Genomic DNA, 20,387 nt, shown 5'->3' on the forward strand with positions numbered 1-20,387 from the left:
AACAGAATGTGATGTGCGCCATGGTGGCAGGTCCCAGGACTTTTTGGGTCCTCCCGGCGTCTCGCGTCTACGGGTGCCGGAGACCCCGACCTCTCGCTAGCGAAACGTTTGTAGAAATCACATTTCCGTTTCCGGTCTGACAAAGTGGCGGCTGCCAAACAATCCGCTACTGTGAAGCCCGGCGAAACCGGTGGGAAGGCCGCGAAAAAAGCGCGCGCGGCCGCGCCGCCGGCGTCGAGAAAAGTCTCGCAGCAGGAGCTCTCGCCGATCCTCAACGTCACGTCGCGCGAGATCCGGAATCTGTACGAGCGCGGACTGCCGTTCACGATCGGCGCGAAGAACCGGCGCGAGCACGACGTCGCCGAGTGCGTCGCCTGGTATCTCAAGTTCAAGCTCGAGGAAAAAAAGGACGACCCGGGCAAGTCGGCGACCGCCGGGCTCCGGCTTCGCGCGCTCGAGATCGAGGTGCACCAGGCAGAGATCGCGCTCGCCGAGGCACGGAAGAATCTCGTGTCGGTGGAGTACTTGGAGAACCAGGTAGCGCGCATCAATGAAGCGGTCCGCTCGCGGATCCTAAATCTGCCCGGCCGTGCCGGTCCGATCCTCGTCGGGTGCAAGACCATCGCCGAAGTGCAGATCCGGATGCAGGGCCTGATCGACGAGCTGCTCACGAGCCTGACCGAGATCGGCGACGACGAGGAGCTCGACGTCGACGACGAGGACGAAGAGGAGGGGGCCGTTGCCGGATCCGGCGCCGCTTAGGACCCACTCGTCGGCAAGGCAGAATTGGAGGTCGCGCCGGCGATCGCTATTCGCCGCGATCTTCGCCCCGCCGCCCCGGCTCACCGTAAGCGAGTGGGCCGACCAGTACCGGTACCTGTCACAGGAATCGAGCGCATCGCCCGGAAGATGGAGCACCGATATGGTGCCATACCTCCGGGAGCCGATGGATGCGTTCGGCGATCCGACGGTGGAAGACATCGTGGTGATGAAAGCCGCGCAGCTCGGAGCGACCGAAGCCCTGGTCAACAATGCGATCGGTTACTTCATAGATCTCGATCCGTCGCCCATCCTGGTCGTGCAGCCGAGTGACGGCGAGGCGCAGAAGTACTCCAAGGAGAAGCTCGCGCCAATGCTCCGCGATTCGCCCTCGCTCGCGAAGAAGGTGCACGAGTCGAAGTCGCGGGACAGCGACAGCACCATTCTCTCAAAAGCGTTTCGCGGTGGCCATCTCGGAATCACCGGCGCCCAATCGCCGCTCGGGCTTAGGTCCCGCACCCGGCGCGTCGCCCTCTTCGACGAGGTCGACGGCTACCCGGCATCGGCCGGCGCCGAGGGCGATCCGATCATGCTCGGCGAGAAGCGCACGGTCACCTTCTGGAACCGGAAGAAGGTCAAGCTCTCGACGCCCACGATCAAGGGGATCTCCCGGATCGAGAAGGCGTACGCCGACAGTGACCAGCGGAAGTTCTTCGTCGCGTGCCCGCACTGCGGCCGCGAACAGGTCCTGGTCTGGGGCGGGAAGGATCTCGATCACGGCATCAAGTGGGACTCCGGGAAGCCGGAGACCGCGCACTACATCTGCGAGTCGTGTCTCGGCCGGATCGACGAGAGCGAGAAGGCACGCATGGTCCGCGTGGGCCGATGGATCGCGCAGAACCCGGGCCACAAGACGCGCGGCTACCACATAAACGCGCTCATCTCGCTCTTCGATGGCGCGCGTTGGTCAGAGCTCGCCAAGGAATTCCTCGCGGTGAAGCACGACCCGCTGCGCCTCCGGGTGTTCGTAAACACGGTCCTCGCCGAGACGTGGGAGGACGCCGGCCAGGAAGTCGAGGCGCACGTGCTATTCGAGCGAATGCACTCGTACGCTGCGCAGGTTCCGGCCGGCGTCGGGCTGCTCTGCCGCGGCGTCGACGTCCAGGGCGATCGCCTCGAGGTGGCGGTGTGGGGGTTCGGAGCCGGCGAAGAAGCCTGGCCGATCGAAACGGAGATCATCCCAGGCGATCCGTCTATCCCCCTCACGAATCCCAACTCACCCTGGCGCATCCTCGACGAGCATATCCTGCGCACCTACACCCACGCATCCGGCGCAGAGCTCCGGGCGAAGATCACGCTCGTCGACTCGGGCGGACACCACACCAATGAGGTGTACGAGTACGCGCGCAAGCGGCGCGGAAACAACGTATACGCGGGCAAAGGCTCCTCGATCGCTGGGCATCCGATCGTGAAGGCCGTACACCACAAGCACGCCAAGCTGACGCTCATCCACGTTGGATCCTTCGCCGCCAAGGAAGTCTTCCTCTCCCGCATGGCAAAGATCATCGAGGAAGGCCCGGGCTACGTTCACATCCCGGACTGGATGGATCAGGAGCACCTCGAGCAGCTCACTGCGGAAAAGCTCTTCACGAAGCTGATCGGCGGCGTGCCGAAACGGGTCTGGTTGAAAAAGCGCGATCGCAACGAGCAGCTCGATCTTTTTGTCCTGGCGTATGCGGCGCTTCACCAGCTCGGGCCCGCGGTCAGAAAGCAGCTGGGCGCCCTCGCTGCCGCGTACAAAGGGCCGGATCCGGCAGCGGCGTCGCCGGCGGCCGCAGCGCCGAAGGGTCTACAGCGAAGGATCCTGTCTCGCGGCGTTGAATAATTCTCCCTTGCGTTCTGGAGATAGGTCGTCGTAAACTGAGTTTCTAAAGGACAATTCGAGCACCAAAGCGCTGCGCCTTACAAACGCGGCCGCGACTCCCTCACCGGAGCTGCGGCCGTTTTTTCGTTTCCGGAGACCCTGCTTGGCGATAGAGACCTACACGGTACAGCTCGAGCGAGTCCAGGCCGCGATCGCCGCGATCGAGGGCGGCGCGCAGTCCTATTCCGTCGCCGGGCGATCGTTCACCAAGGCTGATCTCAAAACGTTGTACGAGCGCGAGACCTGGCTGCGCGGGCAGGTAGCGAAAGAAGCGCGCGGCGGGATCCGGATCAGCCGGGCGGTGCCGCTGTGAGCAACGTCGTGCCGTCCGTCCCGATGACGCGATTCGAGCGTGCCGTTGCCGCCGTGTCGCCCGGATATGCCCTCAAGCGCTACGGCCAGCGTGTGCAGCTCGCAGCTGCATCCCGCTTCTTCACCGGCACCGGCGGATACAACGCCGCCCGTCACGATCGCCCGGCCACGAAGGAATGGCGGCCACCCCACGGCGACGCTGACCAGGCCGGAAGCCCGGACCTTCCGGAGCTCCGCGCGCGGAGTCACGATCTCTCGCGCAACGAGCCGCTGGCCGTCGGCGCTCTCTCGACTCACACGACGAGCGTCGTCGGCGTGGGCTTGGTCCCGCATCCGCGCCTCGATCGCGAGCTGCTCAAGCTCGAGGACAAGGATGCGGAACGACTCGAGCGCCAGATCGAGCGGATCTGGTGGGCGTGGGCAGGGACCAGAAGCTGTGACCTCTCGCGTCGCGACAGTTTCGCCGGCCTCACGTACCTGGTGCTCAGGTCCTGGCTCGTCGGCGGCGACGTCTTCGCCATCCGCCGGTTCAAGGAGCGCAACGGGGATTTTCTCGCTCTCAAGCTGCAGCTGGTCGAAGCCGAGCGGGTGTGCAATCCGCACTTCGCGACGAACACCGATCGCCTGATCGACGGCGTCGAGATCGATGAAGACGGCGCGGCGATCGCATACCACATCGCGGACACGCACCCGGCGACGCCGTTTAGCATGCTCGGCCCGGCCGAATGGAAAAAGGTCGAGGCCTTCGGGAAGATCAGCGGGGCCCCGCAGGTTCTGCAGGTATATCGTCGCTCACGCCCCGGGCAGACGCGAGGGATCCCGCTTTTCGCGCCGATCATCGAGTCACTGAAGCAGCTTGGCCGGTACTCCGAGGCCGAGCTCATGGCGGCCGTGATCAACGCGTTCTTCACGGTGTTCATCAAAACCGCAGCCGGCGAAGGCGCCGACATGCTGCAAGACATGGCGAATCCCGCAACGGTCACGACGCCGGCGGCTGGCGCTGTCGGTGACGTCCGGCTCGGCGCCGGGGCAATCGTGGGACTGCAGCAGGGTGAATCAATCGAGGTGGCGGACCCCAAGCGGCCCAACCCCGCTTTTGAGCAGTTCCAGCGCGCGTTCTACAGCCAGATCGGCGTCGCCGTCGAGCTGCCGCACGAGCTCCTGATCAAGCATTTCACGTCGAGCTACTCGGCGTCGCGCGCGGCGTTGCTCGAGGCGTGGCGCGGGTTCCACACTCGGCGCGATTGGCTGGTCGAGCTGTTCTGCCAGCCCGTGTACGGCTGGGTACTCGAGGAAGCTGCGGCCCGCGGGATGATAAACCTTCCCGGGTTCTTCGATGATCCGCTCATGCGTTCGGCGTGGACCGAAGCGCAGTGGACCGGCCCGACGCAGGGACAGATCGATCCGCTGAACGAAATGCAGGCTGCGGAGAAACGGCTTGATATGCGAGTCGACTCCCGCCAGAGCATCTGCACCGAGCTCAAGGGCACGGACTGGGATCAGACCCACAAACAGCTCGCGAGAGAGCGCAGGATGCTCGTCGACGCGGGGCTCGACACCGCCGACGTCGCCGAACGCACGGCCGCAGCGCCGCCAGCCGAAGGCCCGCCGCGCGCGCCGGGCACCGCCTCGGTCGTACAGCCAGGCGCGAGTGGTACAGGTCGGGCGCAAGGGATACAGTCGGTGCCTGTTGTAAGCGTGGATGTAAAACAGCCGGACATCAACGTCACGATGACGATTCCACCGCCGCCACCGGCGAAGGCAACGACGCGGAAACTCACGCTGCAGCGCGACAAGAAAGGCACGCTGGTCGGCGGAACCCTCAGTGAGGAATAGCAAATGTCCGTAGTGATAACCGACGCGCTGGCGCGCGCGATACTGGACTCCGGCTACGACGCCGCGTTCGACGCCGGCGTGCTCGAGATTCGAACCGGCGCCCCTCCGGGCCCGGGACAGACGCCGGGTGGCACACTGCTCTGGTCCGAAACGTTGCCGGCCGACGCGTTCGCCGCGGCATCCGGCAGGTCCAAGGCAAAGAACGGGACGTGGGAAGCGGCTGCGGTCGCCGCTGGCACCGCAGGCCACTATCGGCTTAAAGCAACCGGAGACACCGAAGCTGCGACGCAGAACGAGAAGCGGCAGGAAGGCACGATCACGGCCACGGGCGGCAGTGGTGACATGACGATCGACAACACGAACATCGCCGTGGACCAGTCGGTGACGGTCACTTCTTTCTCGGTCGCTCTCTAATCCTAACAGGAGAATAGGACAATGGCAGACCTCGCAAACAGTCTCGAAGACCTAGTTGCAACGTGGGCGTTCCGCTCCGGCGCGGGCGCTCCGACGCGACCCGCGGCACAGTTCATCGCGCTCTACACCGCCGTAACGGACGCCGAGGCGGGCACGGGTACGGAAGTTACGGGCGGAGCATACGCACGGGCAGCCGTCACGTTCGGCGCTCCGTCCGACGGGGCGATGGCCAACGACGCGGAAATCAACATGACGGCCTCCGGCGCTAACTGGGGCACGGTGACGCACTTCTGCATCCGTGACGCCTCGACGGCAGGCAACGCGCTCTCCATCGTCAAAGCTCTGGCCGCGTCGAAGGTTATCAACGACGGCGACACGCTGCAGTTCGCGGCTGGCGCGATCACGGTCGCCATCGCGTAACAGGGCTGACGGCCTAGCCATATGGCTATTCAGTTTGTAGGTGGTGCTACCGCCGGTAAGGTTGGCTCGACCTCCGGCACCAGCACCATTGCGCTCGATAGCGGACTGACTGGCGGGATCGCCTCGGCGGTTGCCGAGGGCGATCTCGTCATTGCCGCGTTTGCTACCGGCTCGGCGGCTGATAGAACGCTGTCGATCACGGACGGCACCGACGAATACACACTGATCGGCTCCGAGCAGTACGCGAACAAGACTGAAGACACGAACCTCCGCTGCGCTTACAAGTTCATGGGCGCGACCCCGGACACGACTACGACGTTCGGGCCTACGGGGAACAACGCCGACGCGGGCGCGATGTTGGTTTACGTCTTCCGTGGCGTGAACTCCGAGTTCGGCTGGCCGTTTGACGGGAACGAAGTACAGGCGACGGTGGGGTCGTTCGGTTCGACGCGTGTCATACCACCGGACATTACGCCTTCCACGGCCGGGGCTTATCCGGTTGTGATCGGCGCGGGAGCGCACGCTGGCGGCGAGCACACGTTCACGTCCAGCGACTTGACCGCTTTTCGGACCCAAGCTGGCTCCAATGATACCAACGACATAACCATCGGCGTCGGGCATCAGGACAACTGGACCAGCGGCGCGACCGACTACGCCACGTGGGATCACACGGTAGCGGACAGCCTCAACTATTCCTGGGCCGCTACGACGATTGCGCTTCGGCCACAGGGCGGCGCAACGATCCACAGCGGAGCGGGCTCGATATTGTCCTCTGCCGTTTGTGCGGTAACGGCCACGGCCCGCAGGATTGCCAGCGGTGCGATTGCGTCGGGCGCTGTTGTGGTGGCGGCTGCGGGGCTTTTACTAAGCGGCGCTGGCGCCGTCTCCTCGTCCGCTACCGTCCAAGCGGAGGCGTCGCGGGTGCAGTCGGCGTCCGCTGTAGTTGCTTCGAGCGCGACGGTTGGTGCCACGGCACAGGGAATACTTTCGGGGTCGGGCTCGGTCAGTTCATCTGCAACGACCAACGCCACCGCACAGGGGATACTTTCGGCGTCCGGCTCGGTCGCATCTTCGGCCACGATAGCGGCTGATGGTGTTCGGATACAGCAAGCGTCGGCTGCTGTTACGTCATCGGCTGCGGTTGGAGCATCTGCGGCTGGTATTTTTGTGGGCGAGGCAGATGTAGCGTCATCCGCTGTCGTCGCGGCGGATGGTGAGCTTGTCGCACCCGGCGGGACGACACATAACGGCGCTGGCGCAGTCGCGTCATCGGCTACAGTCGAAGCTACGGCGTCACTGCTACAGCAAGCATCTGGCTCTGTTTCGTCCTCCGCTACCGCCACGGCCAACGGCGAGCGGATTCAACCCGCATCCGCCACGGTCGCATCGAGCGCGTCGGTTGGTGCGACGGGCACCGCCCTTCGTCTGGCAACGGCAGATGTAGCGTCCACCGCTGTCGTAACGGCGAGCGGCGAGCTTGTAGCGCCCGGCGGTACGACGCATGACGGCTCCGGCAGCGTCTTGTCGTCTGCGGCGGTTGGAGCCAGCCCGGCGCTAATCGCCACGGGACAAGCCAGCGTCACGTCCTCTGCTACAGTTGCGAGCACGACGAGCAGCGGTGAGGAACCCCCAGCGCCGCCGCCAGCTTTGGGTAGCGGATGGTCGATGTCTGGAGGTGGCGGCGCATGGTCCGGATACAGGCCTCTCCACCCGGCACCACGTCTTCCATGGCTGGCCGCGCACGCTGAGGCGACATTCGCGCTCGAAGGCTTCGCCGAGGCGACCGTAGCAGTCGAGGCTTCCGCTAGGGCCCGATTCCGACTGACCGGGCGTGCTCGCGCGCGCGTCGGCCCTCACCCAGACGAAGAAGCCGTTGCGCTCCTCATCCTGGAGTTCGCGTGACAGCGATCGCTCCTAGTCCGCGCACACGGCCGAGCGATACCGACATCCCCGACGATCCCAAGCGTCTCGAGGACCGTCCACGTGCGCCCGGCACACCATCGAGGGAAGACTGATGGCCCCCCGCAAGAAGCCAGCGAAGCGCGCGCTCGCCGCGATGTTCGCCGATCGCTGGGCGATCCGCCCGGAGTCGCTCCGGCAGATGATCCAGATCGCTTCCCGCGAGAACCTCTCCCGCGAAGCCATCGAGGCCGAGCTCGGGCGCCCGCTCGACAATACGTACACCGTGACGGTGCGGGACGGCATCGCGCGGATCCCGGTCGCCGGCCCCCTCTTTCGCTACGCCAATCTCTTCACCGAGTGCAGCGGAGCGACGTCGTACGAGGAGATGGCGCGGGAGTTCGCCACCGCGCTCAACGATTCGCAGGTCAAGGCGATCGTGCTGGACATCGACAGCCCGGGCGGCGAGATAAACGGCTGCGCGGAGATGGCTGAGCTCGTGTTCAAAGCACGCGGCACGAAGCCGATCGTTGCGCACATCTCCGGCGACGGCTGCTCTGCTGCCTACTGGCTGGCGACGGCCGCGGATTCCGTTATCGCCGGCGACACCGCGGTCGTCGGCTGCATCGGCGTCGTCGCCTGCTACATCGACGCGTCCAAGCACTACGAGATGCACGGCATCGAGGAAATCGAAATCGTCTCGAGCCAGACCCCGAACAAGCGGCCGAACCCGGCGGAGGACGCCGGCCGGGCGCAGATCCAGCGCACGATCGACGACCTCGCCGGCGTGTTCATCTCCGCGATCGCGAAGCACCGCGGCGTCGGCGCCGACGTCGTGCAGTCGGACTTCGGCCAGGGCGACGTCTTCGTCGGCGCCGCCGCGGCCGCGGCCGGTCTCATCGACGGTGTCGCGACCTACGAGGAGCTCCACGCGAGCCTCCTCGAGAGCCCGGCGTCGGGCTCCTCATCCCACCCCACCGCTCCCACCTCCTCACGGAAACCACTCATGAAGAACCAGAGCCTGAAAGCCACCGCTGCCAACGCGCCGGATCCGGCAGACGACGAACAGGACCCGACCAAGAAGAAGCCGGCCGATCCGGATGCGCCCACGAGCGCGGAAGACCCGGACGAGGACAAGGACAAGGACCCGAAGGATCCGGACGAGGAGCCGAATGAAGAGGACGCCGCGGACGATCCCGAGGAGCCCGAGAAGGATGACGAGGACGAAGAGGAAGAGGAGGAGCAGCCCCGCACCAAGGCGGCCGCTCGGCGCGAGCGCGCGAGAATCCTCGGCATCCAGAGCCTCGCCCGCCCCGGCCAGGAGAAGCTCGCGGCCGAGGCCATCGAGCAGGGCATCTCAGTCAACGCGGCAGCTCGCCGCTTCCTCGAGGCGGAGCGCGGCGTCGGCGCAAACCGCCTGCAGTCGCTCAAGTCCGACGAGCAGCACCTCGATAAGCCCGGCCCCGTCGCACCCGCGGTGGTCGACCAGGCGTCCTCGGAAGCCACCGCGCAGTCCATCCTCGCCGTCCATCGGACGGTGTCCACCCCTCGCCGCCGCCGGTAGGGCGACGAACCACATCACGGAGTAACCAGACATGCCCGCTTCATTTGCATCGGCGAGCTACTCGCCAGACCGCCTCCTGGCCGGGGAGATTCCCCTGAAGAGCCGGAAGGCGACCCTCCTCTCGGGCGAGGCCTCGCGCTTGCGCGGCGCCGTGCTCGGCAAGAAGGCCACGGCCGGCACGATCGCCGGCGCCGCAGCGGCCGGCAACACCGGCGACGGCACGATCGGAACGCTCTCCGTCGCGGGTCGCGCGAAGGAAGGCGTGTACGTCGCAACGTTCGTCGAGCCGACGACGAATCTCGGCAGCTTTATCGTCGAGGATCCTGACGGCATCAACGTCGGCCGCGGTGTAGTCGGAACCGCGTTCTCCGGCCCGGTCGTGTTCACGATCTCAGACGGCGCGACGGACTTCGTCGCCGGCGACCGTTTCCTGATCACGGTCTCGGCCGTGACGTACAAGTACCTGCGGTCGGCCTCGGCGGCGACCGATGGTAGCGAGCGCCCGGTCGCGATCCTCGCGGAAGACTGCGACGCGACGTCGGCCGACGCGGAATGTCTCGTCTACGAGCGAGGCGACTTCAACGAGTCCGCGCTCAACTTCGGCACCGGGCACACGGCAGCGACGGTTCGTGACGCGCTCCGCCTCCTCGGAATCACCCTCGTCGCCGCGCAGGCGGCCTAACCACGCCGCACCGGCGAACCCATAGAGGACTACAGCAATGGACCTGTTCAGCACACACACCCTGATCGGCGTCGTGCAGGGCCTGAAGAGCCCGCCGTCTGCCCTGCTCGATCGCTACTTCGGTACGATCGTCCAGGACACCGCCGAGGAGATCCACTTCGACGTGATCTCCACCAAGCGGCGCATCGCGCCGTTCGTCTCACCGCTCGTCGAAGGAAAGATCGTCGAAGGCCTGGGCCACACGGTCAAGACCTTCCAGCCCGCGTACATCAAGGACAAGCGGGTGTTCGATTCCAACCGCCCGTTCAAGCGGGCGATCGGCGAGCAGATCGGTGGCTCGCTCTCGCCGCAGGAACGGCTGCAGGCGCACATCGCGTACGAGCTGCAGGACCAGACCGACATGGTCACGCGGCGGCTCGAGGTCATGGCGTCCGAGGCTATCCGCACCGGCAAGGTGACCGTCGTTGGTGACGGGTATCCGGAGCAGGTCGTGGACTTCGGCCGCGCGGCCGGCCACACCGTTACGGCGCTGTCAGGCGCAGCGATGTGGGACGAGACGACGTCGACGCCGCTGGACGACCTCCAGGCGTGGCACGACCTCGCGCTGCAGGAGAGCGGCGCTCCGGTGCCCGATGTGATCATGGGCATGACGGCGTGGAAGTGGTTCCGCAAGCACGCGGACGTGAAAGACCGCCTCGACGTGCGCAGGGCTCTCGGGTCGGAACTCGACCTGGGCGCACAGCTCACGGAAGGGATGATGTACCGGGGCGTGATCGACGGGTTCAACATCTTCACGTACGCCGGCTGGTACGTGGACCCCGCGACCGGTTCCGAGACGGCAATCTGGCCCGCCGACGTCGTCGCTCTCACGAGCGCGATGCTGGAAGGGGTCAGGGCCTTCGGCGCGATCCGCGACGAGGAGGCCGATCTCCAGGCGCTGCCGTTCTTCCCGAAGAGCTGGCTCAACAAGGACCCGGCAGTCCGGTACCTGATGATGCAGTCGGCCCCGCTCGTGGTGCCCACGCGTGTGAACGCGTCGGTCGCCGTGGACGTGGTCTAACGCAGCAGCAGCACTGACGTAACGGACGCTGGCCGTGTCCCTGGACTCGGATCTCGAGTGGGCATACGCCCAGACCGAGGACACGGTCAGCGTCGTGTACGGAGCGCAGGAAACCCGCGGCTACCTGGACAAGTTCGACCAGGAGCTCACGGGCGTGGGAGATGTCTCGGAACGGCGGATTCTGCTGCAGGTGCGCGCCGGCTCTCTCGTGAACGTCGCGAACGAGTCCGCGATCGTGGCCGGCGGGGGGAACTACCAGATCCGGGACAAGCAGCTGATCAACGACGGGAAGGAGCTCCGGCTCTACCTGGTGGAGGCGTAACGAGTGTTCGCGTCGATCGAGGTGATCCGGATGGTGGCGGCGATCGCGAAGGATCCTGTCTACGGAGTGAACGCGCAGATCGCGCTGCTCACGATGGACGGCGCCGACGCGAGGCCGCCAGTGCTGAAGGCGATTCTGAATGAGGCGGACGAGAACGTTGCGATCGACGAAAAGCCGGCGGTCGGCTGGCCGATCGGCGCGATCGTCGAAGATGACGACGGGATCGAGGCGGTTCCGGAGGCAGTGGTCGGCTACAGACAGATGGTCGTGGGGATCGCGTTCGTGATCGTCACCGATGCAGCTGGTGGCCCGCTCAACTGGCGCCGGGCGAAGTACACGGGGCAGGCGTTCGTGAACTCGATGGAGAAAGGACTGCTGGCGCCCGGGCGACTCGAAGTCGCCGGCGTTCGAAACGGCGTCCAAATCCTCCAGGCGACGTCACTGAACGCATCGAGCCTCGATGCGACGATCGGGCAGGCGCGGTTCAAGGGAGTCGTGCGGTACCGGTTCGACGTCGTGCACAACCTGTAGAAACGACAACGGAGAACGCCATGCTCGAGCACGTGAATGACGCGCCCAGACAATCGATGATCGTGGCCACCAGGCTCGAAGACGGCACGGTGCTCGTGACCGCGGCGGATCACGCGCGCGCGGCCGCGAAGATCTCGCCGCCGGCTCCCGAACCCGCAGCAGGGCCCGCAGCAGCTCCAGAAAACCTCACACCCGAAGCGCCTGCCGAATCCGGCACCGGCGAGGAGATAGAGTCCGATGCAAGCTGAACGCGCGAAGATCTACGCGATCGCGGCCAAGATCCACGCGGTGATCGGGACCGACCCGGTCCCGACGTTCGCCGCCAACGCCCTTCGGGTGATCGGCCAGCCCGAGCTCACCATCAACTACCTGGAAGAAGGCGACCGGGCCGACGAGCAGCACGCCGGCATGGGCGCCGCCGGCCAGGGCGAGAAGGTAGGCCGCTGGGGCCAGATCGACGTCTCCCTCGCGATCAAGGGCGGCGGCGCGGATTACTCTGCAGGCGCCAACAAGCCCGAATGGGACGCGCTCCTGCGAGCCGCCGGATTCTCGGCTACCGTTTCAGGTGTCGGTGGAGCGGGTGTCATCATGTACACCACGCTCGACAGCGGCGCCTTCGAGCGGGTCGCGCTCTACTGCCAGTCGGCCAACAAGCTGTACAAGCTGATCGACTGCATCGCGCTGCCGAAGCTGAACGCGGAAGCGGCCAAGCGCGGCGTCTTCACGTTCACTGTGATCGGCCGGATGTCGACCGACCCGGCCGAGAGTGCGTTCGCGGGCCAGACGCTCTCCAGCGTCGCGGCGCCGGCGTTCCACTCGCAGGCGATCTCGATCGGCGCGTACGCGACGCCCACGGTCCGGAAGCTGGATCTGGACTTCGGCACGGCGCACACGCCGCTGCCGAGCGCCGGCGCGACCGACGGACTCGACGGCTTCGAGATCACGGACCGCGATCTCAAGCTCGGCATGGAGATCCAGGTCGTGCCGCTCGCCACGTTCGATCCGTACGTCCTGGGCAAGCAGGCCTGGCCCGGGGGAACGGACACAAAGGTCGACTTCCAGGTCGGCGCCGCGCAGTTCAATCGCGTGAAGTTCGCGCTCGGCCAGTGGGCCTTCGGCACGCCGCCCAACAGCGACAACTCCGGGATCGCCACCTGGAACCTGCAGGGGCGGATCCTCGCGCGCTCTCTCGCCTCCGGGCGCGAGATCACCATCACGGCGGACTAAAGGAGCTTTCAACCATGGCGCGCAAAACCACCCGCCCGGCCGAGCCCTTCAAGTACATCCTGCCGCGCGACCGGAAGCTCCCGGCCGCGGAGCAGACCGTCTTCACGTGCCGGCCGCTCGCGCAGCAGGAGCGGATGCAGGCGATGGACAACGTCGAGGCGGTCCAGATCGACGGCTCCGGGGAGCGGCAGCTCCGGTTCCGCGGATTCCAGCAGGCGTACGAGATCGTGATGAGGTGCCTAGTCGACGTCGAGAACTTCCCCGCCGGCTCTCCGGTGCCGTATCCGTCCAAGGAAGATCGCGAGGCGAGAGCGAAGTACCTCGAGATGATGGACGATTTCGACGTGCACGCGCTCGGCGACCACATCTTCGATCATTCCACGATCGGGAGCGCCGAAAAAAACTTCTCGACGCCCTAGCGCACGCCGAGCTAGGGCGGACGGTCGCCGGCGATGAGTACTACCGCTGCGCCACGTGCGCCGAGCTGCCCGTCATGTACGGGCAGCTCGGCCACGATGGGCCCGCGACTTTCCCGTGGACGGAGAACTACCTCACGGGCGAGGCGATCGAGCGCTGTCCGATCCGGCAGCTGCAGCTCGCGCCGCCGGAGCTCCGGGAGGAGGTGCTCCGCTGGAAGAACACGCACTTCCCGCTCTTTAAGAAAGGCCGGCTGCTCGTCAGGGGCGAGATCAACGACCAGCCGGCGCGCTGGCTCGCGGCGATGCTCTATCTCGAGCAGCTCTCGGCGCGGATGGAGCGCAAGCACGTGGAGCTCAAACTCGCGGAGCAGAATGATGGTGCGTCATGATCGCTAACCAGGAGCGCCTCGAGCTCGTCCTCCAGGCGACCGACAAGGCCAGCGCGCAGCTGCAGGCTGTCCGCAAGGAGATCGAGCTCGCTCGGGGCTCGACGGACGGCACGGCCCGCTCAAGCATGCTCGTCGCGCAGAACCAGGAGAAGGTGGGCAACCAGGCGCGGCGCAGCGCGGCCGCGATGTCGTCGATCGCGTTCGCCGCGCAAAACGCGACGCTGGGAACGCGCGGCGCCGTCATGGCAGCGGGCAACCTTGCCTCCGCGGCCGCGGTGGGATCCGCGCGCATGGCGATGTGGTCCCCGCACATCGCGGCTGCGGTAATCGTCGCCGGGACCCTGTTCACGATCTTCCAGAAAATGAACAGGGAGGTGACCGGAATCAGTGAAGCCTCGAAGAACATGCTCTCGAGCTTCGAAGATTCAGCGATCGATGCCGTGTTCCAGAAGGCTCGCGAGCAAAGGGAAGCTGCTACGATCGCGGCTGCGAATTCCAAACCAAGGAGCGCGAAGGAAGTCGTCGAGGGAACGCCCGAGCAAAGGGCGCTGCAGGCCGCCATCGAGTGGGAGATCGAGGTCGGCAGGCGTCGGCGGGACATTCGACTCGCAAACACACGGAAACTGCGCGCGGACGCGACCGAAGAGGCGAAGCGCCAAGAGAAGGAGGCCGAGGAGCAGCGGAAGGAAGCGCTGGAGTTTCAGGGGCGCACGCTCATCGAGCTTCGGGAGCGGCGCCACCTGGCGGCCATGCAGGTCGGCGGCGCCAGCGACGTGGACATCGCGCTTCATCGCATCGAGCAGCAGTCGGCCGCCGAGATCCGCGCGCTGGACAAGTACAAGCTCGCAGCCGGCGAGCGGCTCGAGCTCGAGTATCGCATTCGCGAGGTGCACAACGAGCAGTTCAAGATCCTCGCAAGCCAGGCTGGCGCAGCGAATCGGCGCACTCACGCCGGCATGGAGGCCGAGTCCGAGGATCCGAGGGAAGCATTCCAGGGGCGGATGGAATTGATCCGGCTCGAGCGCGACGCACGGATCGCGGCCGGCATCGACGTCGCGACGGCGGACGCCATCGCCGAGCGCCAGCGCAGGGCACTCAGGCTCGAGACAGCCCGTGCAGCTATCGGCTACCTCAAGCAGATCGAGGACGCGACGCTCGGCTCGAGCAACAAACAGATCCGCGCGATCGGGATGCTGGCCAACACTGTCCGCCGGCTGCACATCGGCGCCGAGGCTTCGCTCGCGGCGGTGGAATCCGCGAGAGCGTTCGGCAAGGTGCCCGGCTACCTGGCGTCGCACCAGTACGGCAGCGCTGCGCTGTCCGCCCTCGCCGGCCTTAAGCTGGCGGCCGCGGCCGCGCTCGGCTTCCGGGAATCCCTGGGCGGTGGTGGTGGCGGTGGTGCCGGATCCGGCGGTGGTGGCGGCAGCGCGTCGGAGGCATCGCGCTTCGAGCCCAGCGCCGGGTCATCCGGAGCCGGATCCGGCATCACGATCAACCTGATCACCCGCGACCCCTACGGCCGCGAGTCCATCCAGCAGACGCTGTACAGCCTCGAGCGCGCCGGCGTGCTGAAGACGCCGGCGATTCAAATCCCCCCCACGACCGGAATCAGGGCCGCGTAATGCCTCCGCAAACGCCCCTCATCCTGGTGGATAATGTTTTCGATACCGTCAACCAACAGGTGCTGGGCGTGCTCTCCTCGAGCGGAGACGCCGCGAACCGGAGCGTCCGGAACATTGCGAACTACCGCCGGGAGCGTGACTACTGGCAGGCCGCGACGAGCGCCGCTGATCATTACGTGGCCGTGGACATCGGCGCTGGCAATACGCACGCGATCGACGCCTGCTGGATCGATCGCGGCCACAATCTCTGGGGGCACACGGTGCGCGTCGACGCATCCGATGCCTCCGACTTCTCCACCGGTGACGGCATCCAGCGCGTGGTCCCGGCAGCCGGCACGGTCGGCGGTGATCCCGTGACTGGGTGGTGCGTCACCGAAGAGGGCGCGCTGTACACGCTGTATAACGCCGGCTTCAGCGCTCGCCGTTACTTCCGGCTTCGAGTCGTGTCCGAAGCTCAGCCGATCCTCACCGGCGTGATCCTGGGCGCTCGCACGCAGCTGGCCGGCTACTCGAGGAAGCGCGACGAAGACGCCGGCGCGCGCACCGAGAGGTCGCAGGAGAGCGACGCCGGCTACCAGTCGACCGACCGCGTCTACGATCACCGCACATGCACGCTCGACCTCAAGGTGATCGGCGCCAGCGAGTACGACACGAAGATCCGCTCGCTGCGGACGCTGCTCTTCGCCCGGAACCAGCCCGCGGTCGTGGCGATCGACTTCGGCACCAATCCGGAGCGCGCCTGGCTCTTCCAGTACTCCGGGCGCAACTGGTCCTTCGGGATGGAGCGCGTTCACCGCGCCGGCACGATCCAGCTCCGCGAGCTCTACCCGGCGATCAGGTAGCGAAGGCCGATGCGCAACATCCACCCGGACCTGCTCGACTGCCTCCGCCGGCCGAACCCGTACACTGAGCTCGTCACTGAGATCTCGGCGCCGGACACGAGCGACGTCCTGCGCCGGCCGGACCAGTTCACGGATCCCGCGAACCTCCTCTCCCAAACGCCGGCGAGCTCGCTCTCGACGAGCTCGCGCGGTCCGCTGCAGCTGGCGTCGGCGTCGACGGCCCTCGCCGCTTTCACGGGCGAGACCAGCGGGCGCTTCAACCTGCACCGCGAGGACCCCAACAAGCGGCTCAAGGGCGTGGGCTGGGAGCTCGACAAGGACTTCGTTCGCGCCGTGCTGCGCACCGTCACGACGAAGATCTACCGGGGCGTGCTCTGGCCCGCCGTAGACTTCGAGCTCCAGATTTTCCGCGTCACGCGCACACCCGGCCTTAGATACAAGCCGAACTCGACGACCGGCACGCCGTGGAACGTGCACAGCTTCACGCCGCTCCTCTCGCCCGCTCCCGTTAGGAAGTGGGCCGATCTCACCTGGGTCGGCGGCAAGGCCGAGCTGTCGTACGACCTGACGAGCCACGGCCTGGTGATCGAGAACACGCCGGAGCAGGCCGTGTCGCCCGACCAGACCGGCGAGCTCCCGAAGTACTACTTCGTCGTCCGGCCCGTGAACATGCAGCAGACCGAGGGCGAGCGCTTCGGCTGGCTCGTGGACACGGCCACGGCGCGCACGATCGCCGGCGTGGGGACGTTCAAGAAGACGTACTGGAGGCGGAACAGCGGCGACGACACGCAGCAGTGGGAAGAGGACACGTACGATGAGTGTCCGTACATCAACGTTACCGTCGAGCAGTTCCAGGCAAGCTCGGAAGCAGTATACGCGCTCGATCTGACAAAGACGCCCGCGGCCGGCACGACGGGGCGCGTAATGTTCGAGCGGCTCCTTCCGCCGGGAACCTCGGCTTCGCTCGCGCTCTCGACCGCTGGATCCGGCGGGCCGTGGACCGCGGTGAAGCACGGCGACGTCGTCGCCACGGCGCAGCAGACCTATCACCTCAAGCTCAACATCGCGGCCGACGCGGCTCTGCGCTCGAGCCCGGGCGTGACCGCCCTCGGCGTCGAGTTCCGGAAGGCTTTCGACGTGAGCGTGGAGAGCGTGGTCGAATTCCCCACCCGCGAGATCTCCCTGCCCTGGCTCGAGGCGTCGATCGCCGAGGCCAAGCTCAAGGTGCTGCGGCTCGGCATCCGGGATTACCTGGACGTCGCTACGAGCCTCGGCTCCACGGAGTCGCCGGCCAAGCTCGAGGTGGACATCTACCTGGCATCGCGGCACCCGTCGGTCACGCGCGACAAATGGCTGAGGCTCGAGCGGCTCCTGGTCGAGAGCCGCGCGCCTACCGCCAACGCCGAAGAGTTCCGGCTGCTGTCGTACGGCTCCAAGCTCAAGCGGAAGATCCCGGAAAAGAAGGAGACGATCTCGAGCGTGCACACCGTGGCCTCGGGCTCCACCGCGGCCGCGGTGCTCGTCACGACCGACCTGCCCGGCGTAAGCGACACGGGCAACGAGTACGACAACAAGCACTACTACATGCGCGTGCAGGCAACCGCCGTCGACGAGTTCTCCGACGGCCACGTGCAGGAGATCGCCGGAAATACGGGCAAGCGCCAGCTCGACTTCTCCCCCGCCCTGCCCGCGGCGCCGGCCGCCGGTGACGTCATCGAGGTGCACTCCGGCATCTACGCCACGCAGGCCGTGACGTGGCAGGACGCCGACTTCGCCGACATCTGGTGGGAGCTGCTCACCACGCACATCGGGATCCCTTCGGAGCGGATCGGCCTGGGCTCGCTGCCGCGCGGAGGACGGCCGCCGACGGTGGCGGACCGCGCGCCCGGCGACGCGACTGCCCAGGCCAAGCTCAAAGGCACGTTCCGGATGAGCGAGCAGGAATCCGGCGACGAAGCGCTGGACCAGGTGTCGTTCCACATGGGCGGCGCCACGGTCGAGATCGACGGCCAGATCTGTTTCATCCAGATCTACCCGCTCAGGTCTCCGAACGGAGCGGTGACGGTGCCGCTTCCGCCGGTGTCGCGCGTATTCGACGGCCGCGATTACAGCGGCCTGGCCGCGGCGCCGGGCCTCGAGAAGCGGGCAACCGTGCTCTCCGCCAAGTACGGGAAGAACGCCGCGGCCGCGAACCCGGACGCGTATCCGGAGAAAACGACCGTCGTCATCGACAACGACGCCTTCGACTGGCTCGCGCGCGCGGATATTGAGGACCTGGGGACGAGCGAGCTCCCGGACAAGATCCGCCGCTGGCTGTACAACTCGAGCGACACCGGCCTGCAGCTCGCCACCGACGAGGCGGGGATGGTGGTGCGCGCGACGTCTACGGGCCTCCGGGTCTGGCCGTTCAGTGTGGGCGACGCGCAGCCGGAGGTCACGCTCGGCGACGCCGTCGTCGTGATCACCGACCAGTACACCGATTACGACCCGGCGAGCGGCGTCGCGCTCAAGGGCTGGCTCGCGGTCCGCGGCGTGGTGGTGCGCACGGGCGGGATGGGCCGCTCGCTCGCGATCTTTGTTCCGGGGCTCACCGACAACGTCACGCAGGTAAAGGACGGCACCGGCGACGAGCTGGGCCTGGGCGACGCGCCCGAGAAGCCGAGCGTGACCGTGGCATTCAACGCGTCCGGGCAGCCGACCCTCAACATCGACGGCCGCGACCGCACCGCCTCGCTCAAGGTCGAGGTGGAGAAGATCGACACGCCGACCGATGCGGAAGTAGAGGCCACCTCGCCGATCGAGGGCGCCGGCGCGTCGGTTACGGTCCTGGATCCCACGTGGGCGCCCGGCGAGACTTTGTACGGGAAGGCGTTCGCCTATGCCGGATCCGGCGGCGCCGGGCAGCGCTCCGAGGCGGCGGTGTTCGCGGTGCCGCGCGAGGGCACGGGCACGGCCGGTGCGCCCAGGGTCTACATCATCCCATTGCTGGCCTCGCGCACGCAGACGGAGGAAGTGCTGCGCGTGGGCGGTGACATCGGCGCAGGCGGCGCGGAGCCGCTGGAGTACCGGTACCGGATAGACGACGCCGCGCCCAGCGTGTACGCCGCGCTCGGAGTCAGCGGGTCCACCGTGGACCTCGTAGTGGCCAAGGCCAAGTTCTACGACAAGGAGTTCGCTGCCCAACTGCGGGACGCCGCCGGCGTCGAGAGCGACTGGGTGACTTGGACCGTGATCGGCGAGTACGAGGGAACGGCGCCGGGCACCGGCCGGCTCAAGCCGACGATCCCGATGGATACGACGGGCTGGCTCCCGTTCGGGCGCGGCGGCGATGTCGCGTCGGACGTTGTGGAACAGGCTGGCCGCAACTTCACCAACGGCACGATGCTCGACGCGAGCCGGAACATCGTGAACGTCTACCGTTCAGCATTGGACGAGCCGGTTGCCAACCTGTTCAAGCGAGGGTCGGATACAGCGGCAGACGTGGTGGCTACGGCGGCACGTACTTTCATAATTCCGACCGCCGTTGACGCAACTTTTCGCCCGACAAGTGTGTATCGGGGCGGGGCGTTTGAGTCGGTGGACAACCTTTTCAAGCGCGGGTCGGATACCCTTGGCGACGTGCTGGACACGGCTACTCGTTTCGCCGCCGCGGAGACCGGAGCCAACAAGACCGAAACGCGAACCTCTGCGGACACGACAGCGGTCGCCGGTACAGCGGCAGCAACGGTGCAAAGCGGGGCGGCTCGGGGGCAGGGGGGATTCACAAACTCTACTGGCGCTCTCGTGTCAACGGCTGTGGAGTCCGGGGCTAAGGCAGTCAACCGACTCTACGCAAAGGTTCTAGCCGGAGATGCAGACAATCTGGACAACGTAGTGAACGGAACGACATACGCACGCCCTCTGGCCTCTCGCATCAGCTCTGGTAAGCCGCTCATTGATTTCTCAGAGGCTATCCACAGCAACAAGACTCAAGACTACATCGCCGATAGTGCGACTCGCTTCGCTGCCGCTGAGACCGGGGCCAACAAGACCGAGACACGAACTTCGGCCGATACTGCGGCCGTATCTGGCACAGCAGCGGCGACAGTCAAAAGTGGGGCGGCTCGGGGACAGGGGGGATTCACAAACTCTACTGGCGCTCTCGTGTCAACGGCTGTGGAGTCCG

At 66.4% G+C, this 20,387-nt stretch carries 19 protein-coding genes; all 19 read left to right on the forward strand.

The features are described 5' to 3' along the window. Positions 1–171: 171 nt before the first annotated feature. A complete protein-coding gene (locus tag WEA80_01800) occupies positions 172–762 on the forward strand; it encodes a hypothetical protein (GenBank protein ID MEX1185307.1) in 591 nt (196 codons plus the stop codon). Next, complete coding sequence (locus WEA80_01805; GenBank protein MEX1185308.1) at positions 740–2,644, forward strand: phage terminase large subunit family protein; 1,905 nt, start codon at positions 740–742, stop codon at positions 2,642–2,644. The genes WEA80_01800 and WEA80_01805 overlap by 23 nt, the downstream gene beginning before the upstream one ends. A 142-nt stretch (positions 2,645–2,786) precedes the next feature. After that, complete coding sequence (locus WEA80_01810; GenBank protein MEX1185309.1) at positions 2,787–2,996, forward strand: hypothetical protein; 210 nt, start codon at positions 2,787–2,789, stop codon at positions 2,994–2,996. Continuing rightward, complete coding sequence (locus WEA80_01815; protein MEX1185310.1) at positions 2,993–4,831, forward strand: phage portal protein; 1,839 nt, start codon at positions 2,993–2,995, stop codon at positions 4,829–4,831. The genes WEA80_01810 and WEA80_01815 overlap by 4 nt, the downstream gene beginning before the upstream one ends. Positions 4,832–4,834: 3 nt before the next feature. After that, entirely contained in the window at positions 4,835–5,245 is a 411-nt protein-coding gene (locus WEA80_01820) for a hypothetical protein (protein MEX1185311.1), read from the forward strand. Positions 5,246–5,266: 21 nt separating this feature from the next. Beyond that, positions 5,267–5,665, forward strand: coding sequence for a hypothetical protein (locus WEA80_01825; protein ID MEX1185312.1), 399 nt, complete (start codon positions 5,267–5,269; stop codon positions 5,663–5,665). A gap of 21 nt (positions 5,666–5,686) precedes the next feature. Further along, the gene (locus WEA80_01830) at positions 5,687–7,567 is read left to right on the forward strand and encodes a hypothetical protein (protein ID MEX1185313.1); all 1,881 of its coding nucleotides are present in this window, start codon (positions 5,687–5,689) and stop codon (positions 7,565–7,567) included. A gap of 112 nt (positions 7,568–7,679) precedes the next feature. Continuing rightward, positions 7,680–9,128, forward strand: a complete 1,449-nt coding sequence (locus WEA80_01835) for a S49 family peptidase (protein ID MEX1185314.1) — start codon at positions 7,680–7,682, stop codon at positions 9,126–9,128. 31 nt (positions 9,129–9,159) lie between these two features. Then, positions 9,160–9,810 (forward strand): head decoration protein, encoded by a 651-nt coding sequence (locus WEA80_01840; protein MEX1185315.1) that lies wholly within the window; start codon positions 9,160–9,162, stop codon positions 9,808–9,810. Positions 9,811–9,847: 37 nt separating this feature from the next. Continuing rightward, positions 9,848–10,870: a major capsid protein gene (locus WEA80_01845; GenBank protein ID MEX1185316.1), complete on the forward strand. Its 1,023-nt coding sequence runs from the start codon at positions 9,848–9,850 to the stop codon at positions 10,868–10,870. 34 nt (positions 10,871–10,904) lie between these two features. Further along, positions 10,905–11,192 (forward strand): hypothetical protein, encoded by a 288-nt coding sequence (locus WEA80_01850; protein MEX1185317.1) that lies wholly within the window; start codon positions 10,905–10,907, stop codon positions 11,190–11,192. A gap of 3 nt (positions 11,193–11,195) precedes the next feature. Further along, the gene (locus WEA80_01855; GenBank protein ID MEX1185318.1) at positions 11,196–11,723 is read left to right on the forward strand and encodes a hypothetical protein; all 528 of its coding nucleotides are present in this window, start codon (positions 11,196–11,198) and stop codon (positions 11,721–11,723) included. A 20-nt stretch (positions 11,724–11,743) separates the two neighbouring features. Then, a complete protein-coding gene (locus WEA80_01860) occupies positions 11,744–11,971 on the forward strand; it encodes a hypothetical protein (GenBank protein ID MEX1185319.1) in 228 nt (75 codons plus the stop codon). Further along, entirely contained in the window at positions 11,961–12,950 is a 990-nt protein-coding gene (locus WEA80_01865) for a hypothetical protein (protein ID MEX1185320.1), read from the forward strand. Before WEA80_01860 ends, WEA80_01865 begins: the two co-directional genes overlap by 11 nt. Before the next feature lie 14 nt (positions 12,951–12,964). Beyond that, entirely contained in the window at positions 12,965–13,369 is a 405-nt protein-coding gene (locus WEA80_01870; protein MEX1185321.1) for a hypothetical protein, read from the forward strand. Positions 13,370–13,443: 74 nt separating this feature from the next. Further along, positions 13,444–13,758 (forward strand): hypothetical protein, encoded by a 315-nt coding sequence (locus tag WEA80_01875; GenBank protein MEX1185322.1) that lies wholly within the window; start codon positions 13,444–13,446, stop codon positions 13,756–13,758. Beyond that, positions 13,755–15,380: a hypothetical protein gene (locus WEA80_01880; protein MEX1185323.1), complete on the forward strand. Its 1,626-nt coding sequence runs from the start codon at positions 13,755–13,757 to the stop codon at positions 15,378–15,380. The genes WEA80_01875 and WEA80_01880 overlap by 4 nt, the downstream gene beginning before the upstream one ends. Then, entirely contained in the window at positions 15,380–16,222 is an 843-nt protein-coding gene (locus WEA80_01885) for a hypothetical protein (protein ID MEX1185324.1), read from the forward strand. The genes WEA80_01880 and WEA80_01885 overlap by 1 nt, the downstream gene beginning before the upstream one ends. A gap of 9 nt (positions 16,223–16,231) precedes the next feature. Further along, positions 16,232–20,387: hypothetical protein (locus WEA80_01890; GenBank protein ID MEX1185325.1), on the forward strand; the 4,156-nt coding region annotated here is incomplete at its 3' end.

The organism is Gemmatimonadaceae bacterium (assembly GCA_040882285.1).
Taxonomy (GTDB): Bacteria; Gemmatimonadota; Gemmatimonadetes; order Gemmatimonadales; family Gemmatimonadaceae; genus JACDCY01.

Bases quoted from the DNA above. Each gene is read 5' to 3' on its own strand.
- WEA80_01820 (MEX1185311.1), top strand. From the start codon at position 4,835: ATGTCCGTAGTGATAACCGACGCGCTGGCGCGCGCGATACTGGACTCC.
- WEA80_01825 (MEX1185312.1), top strand. From the start codon at position 5,267: ATGGCAGACCTCGCAAACAGTCTCGAAGACCTAGTTGCAACGTGGGCG.
- WEA80_01830 (MEX1185313.1), top strand. From the start codon at position 5,687: ATGGCTATTCAGTTTGTAGGTGGTGCTACCGCCGGTAAGGTTGGCTCG.
- WEA80_01835 (MEX1185314.1), top strand. From the start codon at position 7,680: ATGGCCCCCCGCAAGAAGCCAGCGAAGCGCGCGCTCGCCGCGATGTTC.
- WEA80_01840 (MEX1185315.1), top strand. From the start codon at position 9,160: ATGCCCGCTTCATTTGCATCGGCGAGCTACTCGCCAGACCGCCTCCTG.
- WEA80_01845 (MEX1185316.1), top strand. From the start codon at position 9,848: ATGGACCTGTTCAGCACACACACCCTGATCGGCGTCGTGCAGGGCCTG.
- WEA80_01860 (MEX1185319.1), top strand. From the start codon at position 11,744: ATGCTCGAGCACGTGAATGACGCGCCCAGACAATCGATGATCGTGGCC.
- WEA80_01865 (MEX1185320.1), top strand. From the start codon at position 11,961: ATGCAAGCTGAACGCGCGAAGATCTACGCGATCGCGGCCAAGATCCAC.
- WEA80_01870 (MEX1185321.1), top strand. From the start codon at position 12,965: ATGGCGCGCAAAACCACCCGCCCGGCCGAGCCCTTCAAGTACATCCTG.
- WEA80_01875 (MEX1185322.1), top strand. From the start codon at position 13,444: ATGTACGGGCAGCTCGGCCACGATGGGCCCGCGACTTTCCCGTGGACG.
- WEA80_01880 (MEX1185323.1), top strand. From the start codon at position 13,755: ATGATCGCTAACCAGGAGCGCCTCGAGCTCGTCCTCCAGGCGACCGAC.
- WEA80_01885 (MEX1185324.1), top strand. From the start codon at position 15,380: ATGCCTCCGCAAACGCCCCTCATCCTGGTGGATAATGTTTTCGATACC.